This is a genomic window from Paraburkholderia sp. J69-1 (assembly GCF_905220255.1).
Lineage (GTDB): Bacteria > Pseudomonadota > Gammaproteobacteria > Burkholderiales > Burkholderiaceae > Paraburkholderia.
Window position 1 is genome coordinate 182,325 of record NZ_CAJMZG010000018.1, and the last position, 7,349, is coordinate 189,673.

The 7,349-nt window shown below is 60.5% G+C and carries 7 protein-coding genes; 4 read left to right on the plus strand and 3 right to left on the minus strand.

The window, feature by feature from the left end:
• Positions 1–56: 56 nt before the first annotated feature.
• Together mhpT and U5A67_RS28800 are read right to left on the minus strand one after the other, a co-directional pair.
• Positions 57–1,286: a 3-(3-hydroxy-phenyl)propionate transporter MhpT gene (mhpT, locus tag U5A67_RS28795; protein WP_321816946.1), complete on the minus strand. Its 1,230-nt coding sequence runs from the start codon at positions 1,284–1,286 to the stop codon at positions 57–59.
• Positions 1,287–1,341: 55 nt separating this feature from the next.
• Positions 1,342–2,793, minus strand: coding sequence for an aldehyde dehydrogenase (locus U5A67_RS28800; RefSeq protein WP_321816947.1), 1,452 nt, complete (start codon positions 2,791–2,793; stop codon positions 1,342–1,344).
• A gap of 193 nt (positions 2,794–2,986) precedes the next feature.
• On the opposite strand from U5A67_RS28800, the gene U5A67_RS28805 reads away from it, so the two are divergent.
• Positions 2,987–3,871: an amidohydrolase family protein gene (locus tag U5A67_RS28805; protein WP_321816948.1), complete on the plus strand. Its 885-nt coding sequence runs from the start codon at positions 2,987–2,989 to the stop codon at positions 3,869–3,871.
• A gap of 274 nt (positions 3,872–4,145) precedes the next feature.
• The gene (locus U5A67_RS28810; RefSeq protein ID WP_205985183.1) at positions 4,146–4,310 is read left to right on the plus strand and encodes a hypothetical protein; all 165 of its coding nucleotides are present in this window, start codon (positions 4,146–4,148) and stop codon (positions 4,308–4,310) included.
• Positions 4,311–4,735: 425 nt separating this feature from the next.
• Here U5A67_RS28810 and U5A67_RS28815 read toward each other — a convergent pair whose 3' ends face one another.
• Positions 4,736–4,957, minus strand: coding sequence for a hypothetical protein (locus U5A67_RS28815; RefSeq protein ID WP_205985182.1), 222 nt, complete (start codon positions 4,955–4,957; stop codon positions 4,736–4,738).
• Positions 4,958–5,330: 373 nt separating this feature from the next.
• On the opposite strand from U5A67_RS28815, the gene mqo reads away from it, so the two are divergent.
• Complete coding sequence (gene mqo, locus U5A67_RS28820; RefSeq protein WP_321816949.1) at positions 5,331–6,920, plus strand: malate dehydrogenase (quinone); 1,590 nt, start codon at positions 5,331–5,333, stop codon at positions 6,918–6,920.
• Between the two features lie 12 nt (positions 6,921–6,932).
• On the plus strand, positions 6,933–7,253 hold the full coding sequence (locus tag U5A67_RS28825; RefSeq protein WP_321816955.1) for a DUF3579 domain-containing protein: 321 nt from the start codon (positions 6,933–6,935) through the stop codon (positions 7,251–7,253).
• The last annotated feature ends 96 nt before the right edge of the window (positions 7,254–7,349 follow it).

The following is a 7,349-nucleotide window of genomic DNA, read 5'->3' on the forward strand; positions in this document are numbered from 1 at the left end:
ATTACATCAAGGGTAATTAGCCATTCACAACGCTTGCTACTTACCCTTCCCCGCCTTTAATGAACCGTGGTACGACGCTGCGCACGCCACGCCGTCACTGCCGCGATTGCAGCAACCGGCACGCTTGCGCCGATCACCGTTGCCGCGCTCGCGCCGCCTGCCAGCAATTGCCCCGCTGCGAGCGGCCCGACAATCGAGCCGATCCGTCCGACTGCCACGGCCGCGCCTACGCCGGTGCCGCGCATACGAGTGGCGTAACTCGCGGCAGCCAGCGCGTAGAGCATCGATTGCGCGCCCACCACGCCCATGCCGGCGAGCAGCACCGCAAACGCGATCCACGTAGCGTCATGCGCCACGGCCAGCATGAAAAGCGCCGCCACAATCGCGCCATAAATTGCCGCAACAACACGGCGCGGATTCGTGCGGTCCATCAACACGCCCACGGCCAGCACGCCCACTACGCTGCCCACATTGAAGAAAATCTGCGTGATGCCGGCCTGCGTGCGCGACAGTCCGCGGCTCACGATCAGCGAGGGCAGCCAGTTGAGCAGGAAATACAGCACGATCAGCGTGCAGAAGAAACTCAGCCAGATTTGCAGCGTGGCCGCGGCGCGCCCTTCGCCGAAGAGCACCGTCAACGCAGGCGGCGGACCGTCTGCTGCGCGCGTGCTCCGTTCTGCACGCTCCGCATACGCACGCGATTCGGGCAGCCAAGCGAGAATCAGCGGCGCAACCAGCAGCGGCGCCAGCCCGCCCGTGTAGAAGATGTGGCGCCACGCCGTATCGCCCACGCTCATCACGCCGATCAGCGCGGCCAGTGCGCCGCCCAACGGCATGCCGCAATACATGATGCTGACCGCCGTATTGCGCCGCTGCGGCGAGACCGCTTCGGAAGACAGCGCGATCAGATTCGGCATCGCGCCGCCCAGCCCCAGGCCCGTGCACAGGCGCGCGACCAGCAGCATCGCAAAGGTGCTGACCTGCGCCGTGATCAGCGAAAACACGCCGAAAGCGATCATCGAAATCAGCAGTACGCGCTTGCGCCCGATGCGATCGGCGAGTCGCCCGCCGATCATCGCGCCCGGCAACAGGCCGACCATGCCCGCGCTGAACGCCATTCCCATCTGGCTCACGCTCAGGCCGAATTCGCGCGCCATGCGCGGCGCGGCCACGCCCGTCGATTGCAGGTCGATGCCTTCCAGCACCGCCACGGTAAAGCACAAACCCAGTACCCATGCCACGCTGGCGGCGCGGCGTGTGGCCAGCGTCGTCGTCGATGTCTCCACGTCTGTCTCCTTGCCTCGTTGTAATGTCGTTTGCAGGTCAGTGGTGTTGCGCGGCCTAGATCGGATAGTGACGCGGCCCCGTTTGCACCGTGATCCAGCGCAGATCCGTGAATTCGGCAATCGACGCCTTGCTGCCGAAGCGTCCATAACCGCTCGCCTTCACTCCACCGAACGGCATTTGCGCTTCGTCGTGCACGGTCGGCCCATTGATATGGCAGATGCCCGATTCAATACGTTTTGCCAGTTGCATCGCGCGCGCAATATCGCGGCTGAAAATGGCTGCCGATAAACCAAACTCACTGTCGTTCGCCACCGCGAGCGCTTCTTCGTCGTTATCGACGCGCTGCACCGTCACGACCGGGCCGAATGATTCATCGGCATAGAGTTTCATTTCGCGCGTGACATTCTCGACAATCACGGGCTGCATGATGGCGCCATGCACTTCGCAGCCAAGCGGCAATGCAGCGCCCTTCTCGCGCGCGTCTTCCACCAGCGCGCGAACGCGCCGAGCGGAAGCCTCGCTTTCCAGCGTGCCGAGAATCGAGCCCGCCTGCGTGGGGTCGCCGGCCTTGAGCGTGCGCGCCTTCGCCACGAGTTTTTCCACGAAGGCATCGGCAATTTTTCGATCGACGATCACGCGCTCCGTCGACATGCAGATTTGCCCCTGGTTGAAAAACGCGCCGAAGGCAATGCCTTCGACCGCTGCGTCGAGATCGGCATCGTCGAGCACCAGCACGGGCGCCTTGCCGCCGAGTTCGAGCAGCGCCGGTTTCAGATGGCGCGCGGCAAGTTCCGCAACGATTTTGCCCACGCGCGTGGAGCCGGTGAAATTCACGCGTTTGACGGCGGGGTTCGCAATCAGACGCGCGACGATCTGCGGCGCGTCCTCGGGCGCATGCGTGACGACGTTGACAACGCCAGCGCCCAGGCCTGCATCGTCGAGCACTTCGCCGATCAGCGCGTGCACGCCAGGGCAGCCTTCGGAGGCCTTGAGCACGACCGTGTTGCCGCAGGCGAGCGGCATGGCCAGCGCGCGCGTGGCGAGAATCACGGGCGCATTCCAGGGCGCCATGCCCAGCACCACGCCGCAGGGCTGGCGCACGGCCATTGCCAGGCTGCCCGGCACGTCCGATGGCAACACGGCGCCGTCGATCTGCGTGGTCATCGCTGCGGCCTCGCGCAGCATGTTGGCGGCGAGCATCACGTTGAAGCCGTACCAGTTCGCCATCGCGCCCGTTTCGGCCGCGCCGGTCGCGATGAACTCGGGCGCGTGCGCATCCATGCGATCGGCGGCGGCCAGCAGGCGCTTGCGGCGTTCGGTGGGCGTGAGCGCGGCCCATGCCGGGAAAGCGCTCGCTGCGGCCGCCACGGCGGCATCGGCATCTTCCACGGTCGCGGCGGCGGCGCGCGTGGCCACATCGCCCGTGGCCGGGTTGATCCGCGCGAAGGTCTTGCCGTTCGACGCCGCGCGCGTCTGGCCGCCAATCAGCAGGCTGGCTTCATGCATGGTCTTGTCTCCAAACCGTGTGTTTTCTGATGAGGTTGCCGCGATGTGCCCGGCAAACCTCCTGTGCCGGCATCCGCAGCGTGATCTCAATTTACTATCAGGCTTCCTGATATGTAAAGTAGAATGTGGCCCGACTGGTACAAACCCGAGATCGGTCTGCTGCGCCCACACCACAACAAAACCGGAGACACCCATGAACATCGATACGCTCGTCGCCATCGACACGCACGTGCACGCCGAAGTGTCGTGCTGCCAGCCGCCCGATCTTTTCGCCAAGGAGTTCGACGAAGCCGCCGACAAATACTTCGGCACCGTACTCAAGCAAGGCCGCCGCCCCACGATCCCCGAAACCATCGAGCACTATCGCGAACGCCAGATTGGTTTCGTGATGTTCACGGTCGATTGCGAGTCGAATATCGGGCGGCGAAGAATCGGTAATGAAGAAATTGCCGGGTTTGCGCAGAAAAACGCCGACATCATGATTGCGTTCGCGAGTATCGATCCGCACAAGGGCAAGTTCGGCGCGCGCGAAGCACGGCGGCTGATCGAGGAGCACGGCGTACGGGGTTTCAAGTTTCACCCCACCATGCAGGGTTTTTTCGCCAATGACCGCATGGCCTACCCGCTTTACGAAGTGATTGCCGAATACGGTCTGCCCGCGGTGTTTCATAGCGGTCATTCGGGCATGGGCTCGGGCATGCGCGGCGGCGGTGGCTTGCGCCTCAAATATTCGGAGCCGATTTATCTCGACGACGTCGCAGCCGATTTCCCCGATATGAAGATCGTGATCGCTCATCCGTCCTGGCCGTGGCAGGAGCAGGCGCTTTCGATCGCCTTGCACAAACCCAATGTCTATATCGATCTTTCAGGCTGGTCGCCGAAATACTTCTCGCCGGAGCTCGTGAAGTACGCCAATTCGCTGTTGCGCGAACGCGTGCTGTTCGCGTCGGATTTTCCGCTGATCCGGCCCGACCGCTGGATCGCCGATTTCGATACGCTCGATATCAAACCCGAAGTCAGACCGCTGATTCTTAAGGAGAATGCGGTGCGCCTGCTCGGTCTTGGTGCGCAGTCGTAAAACATGGGGTAATGAATCGCTCTCGCCCTAATTGATCGGATTGACGGCTCGCAAATGGCGAAGCAGACTCACCGTGGTTGGCATTGACACAAGTTTGTCAACAAAGCCCCCGGTATCCTGCGGCCATTTGCGGAGTTCAAGCACGCAAATGCGCGTGGTAAGTTAGATTCGTCTGATCATTTAAATACTGAGAGACAGAATCGTGATTCGATCGCCAGAGAGACACGCGCACAACGCCACACTTGCGGCTGATGCGCACCGCAGAACCTACGCGATGAACCGACTCCACAAGGCCATGGGCAGGCTGATGAACGCGCGTTCCCCCGACGAACAGGGGCTCGCAACGCGCTGGGTCTACGCGTGGAGCGGCGCCATTGGAGAGCGCCGGATCGAAGAACTGATTGCCAGCCGCGAAAGCGACACGCTGTCCGCGCAGTAGAATTCCTCGCTCTACCAGGCTCATTTCTTTATAGCTCTGATATTCGGCGCCCAGTCCGTTGCCGCTCAACGATTACGTTAGCAACAACTCCGATCCGGCGCCGTCATGAATGGCGTGCATGTGCCTTTGCAACGCTGGCTGCAGGAAATCTCTCTTCACCGAATCTGGCGCCGTGGGAAACGACACCATCAAGGTGGCGGCACGCGCGCACCTGAATTTCTCGCGGATCTTTATCGGCATTAAAGCTGCGCACTAGCACGCAAGCCGCGTGACGGCGGTGGCCAACCCCGGCGCCGCACCTGGCAGCGCCACGGTACTTTCCCAGACAGCGCGTGCATCCGAATGGCTCAACTCACCTCTCCGAACCGGCGCAAAGCCGCAATCTGGAAACACACATCGAACTCAGAGTCAACGCAGTTTCTGGCTTAGCTACCAAAATAGATATTGCAGAACGAAACCGGGCCCACGCATTCATCTTTCTTTTCAACCGGCTTTTGCTGCTCGACGCGGCCGATTACCTGATTGGCCGAAGCATCCTGGCTGGCCACGACATTCTCGGCGGCCGACGGGTGGGCATGGTTGCCCTGGGCATAAGCGGTAGCGGCACAAAGCGACATTGCAACCACGAGGCAGTGCAGAACTTTCACGACTCTTCTCCTTGATTCGCGGCGTCAAAGTGCCGCGACAGGACGAACTATAGTTCGCCATTCCGCACCGATTAAGCGTGCCGAAAGCAAGGGTCCGTTCCACGTAATCCGATGGAATCGTTGCCCAATTTGCGCGTATTTTGATGCCGGCGTGTAACGTGAAAAAGCGCCGTTGCGGCAATCTCAAGACACTATTGCGCCCCTGACAGCACTCATCTGTAGATTCGCAAACCCTTGATGAATAAGGCTTCGGCCAACATTCACAGATAACCCGCAAAGGTCCATTTCCAGACTGCGACTATATGTAGCAGGGTCAAAGCCTTAGCATTCTTCCCGTCTTTAAAGAACCCACATTGCGGATAAGCGACGGCGAATGACTATGCTGGAAAATGCACAGGACAAGGCAGGCAACGATCTGGAAAAGGTCGATATCCTCTTTATCGGCGGCGGCATCATGAGTGCGACGCTTGGCGTCCTGCTTCATGAACTCGAACCGGGCTGGTCGATGACGATGGTCGAACGGCTCGGCGAAGTCGCTGCGGAAAGCTCGAATGGCTGGAATAACGCAGGCACCGGCCACACAGCGCTCGCGGAGCTGAATTACACGCCGCAAACCTCGTCCGGCACGGTCGATATCGCCAAGGCTGTGCGTATCAATGAAGATTTTCAGATCTCGCGTCAATTCTGGGCGTGGGGCGTGAACCGCGGGATCTTGAAGCAACCGCGTTCGTTCATCAACACGACACCGCATATGAGTTTCGTGTGGGGCGAAGAGAATGTGCGCTTCCTGAAGGCGCGCCATGACGCGCTGCGAAAAAATTCGCTATTTCAGAGCATGCAGTATTCGGAGTCGCACAAGGATATTGCCGAGTGGGTTCCTCTCATGATGGAAGGTCGCGACGCACGCCAGAAAGTGGCCGCAACGTGGTCTTCGATGGGCACGGACGTGAATTTCGGCGAAATCACCCACCAATTCGTGCGCCATCTGCAAACCCAGTCGAACTTCAATTTGCGGCTCAATAGCGATGTCCAGCAGATTGCACGCAACGACGACGGTTCGTGGCGCGTGACGCTGGGCGATACGCGCACGCATGCCAGGACGCGGTGCATTGATGCCCGCTTTGTCTTCGTGGGCGCAGGCGGCGGCTCGCTGCCGTTGCTGCAGGCATCTGGTATTCCCGAGGCGAAAGCCTACGGCGGATTTCCCGTAGGCGGCTCGTTCCTCGTGACCGAAGACACCAGCATCACCTGCCGTCACTTTGCAAAAGTCTATGGCAAGGCATCGGTCGGCTCGCCACCCATGTCGGTGCCGCATCTTGATACACGTATTCTCGACGGTAAAAAAGCGCTGCTATTCGGGCCGTTCGCCACTTTCTCGACCAAGTTTCTGAAGAACGGCTCATATGGCGATCTGCTGGCGAGCACGCGCATGAATAACATCGTGCCGATGGCACGCGTGGGTCTTTCCGAGTTTTCGCTGATCAAATATCTGGCGAGCCAATTAATGCTCTCCGATAGCGATCGCCTCCACGCATTGCAGGAATATCTGCCCGGCGCGCGCCAGCAGGATTGGCGCCTGTGGCAGGCCGGTCAACGCGTGCAGATCATCAAGCGCGACAAACTCAAGGGTGGCGTGCTCAAACTAGGCACGGAAATCGTCTGCGCGAAGGATGGCAGTATCGCCGGTCTGCTGGGCGCTTCGCCCGGCGCTTCCACGGCCGCGCCCATCATGCTCGGCCTGCTGGAAACGGCTTTCAGGGAACGTCTGCGCACGCCTGCATGGCAAGAGAAAATCCGCAAGATCATTCCCGGATACGGCACGCAACTTTCGGCGAATCCGCGCAAGGCTTATGAATCGTTGAATGCGACCAGCGAAGTGCTGCAATTGAGCGCGCCGCCTAAATGGGAGCCCGCTGGCCGTGCCGTGGCCGATCTCGCCGTTGCGCAAGACTCATTTGCCTGATTGAAGACCGCGATGCCAGTAAATAGTGCGAACCCCGCCGCCTACGTCATTCAAGGCGTGACCCGCAAAGGCAAGACTTTTCGGCCCAGCGACTGGTCCGAGCGGCTGGCCGGCGCGATGTCGAGTTTTGGGCCGCGGGCGCGCGGCGTCCGCAAAGCAGACCTGCATCTGCGTTACTCGCTTTACGTCAGCCCGATGATTATCGGCAATCTGAAATGCGTCGTGCTCGACGCCAGGCTGCGCGACATTGCGCCCTACGCTTTCGACTTCGTTCTGCGTTTCGCCAAAGACAATGACCTCGTGGTCGAAAGTCAGATCCAGGCCGCGAAGTAACGACAACCCACTCCTGCATTCAGCCCTCATCAGGACGCGCCGCAATCCTGCTGTTCACTATTGAAATCGATTTGTTTTTTACGCTGCGAGAGGTTT

Coding starts and splice junctions, on each gene's coding strand:
- U5A67_RS28800 (WP_321816947.1), bottom strand. CDS start 2,793: ATGCATGAAGCCAGCCTGCTGATTGGCGGCCAGACGCGCGCGGCGTCG.
- U5A67_RS28805 (WP_321816948.1), top strand. CDS start 2,987: ATGAACATCGATACGCTCGTCGCCATCGACACGCACGTGCACGCCGAA.
- U5A67_RS28810 (WP_205985183.1), top strand. CDS start 4,146: ATGAACCGACTCCACAAGGCCATGGGCAGGCTGATGAACGCGCGTTCC.
- mqo (WP_321816949.1), top strand. CDS start 5,331: ATGACTATGCTGGAAAATGCACAGGACAAGGCAGGCAACGATCTGGAA.
- U5A67_RS28825 (WP_321816955.1), top strand. CDS start 6,933: ATGCCAGTAAATAGTGCGAACCCCGCCGCCTACGTCATTCAAGGCGTG.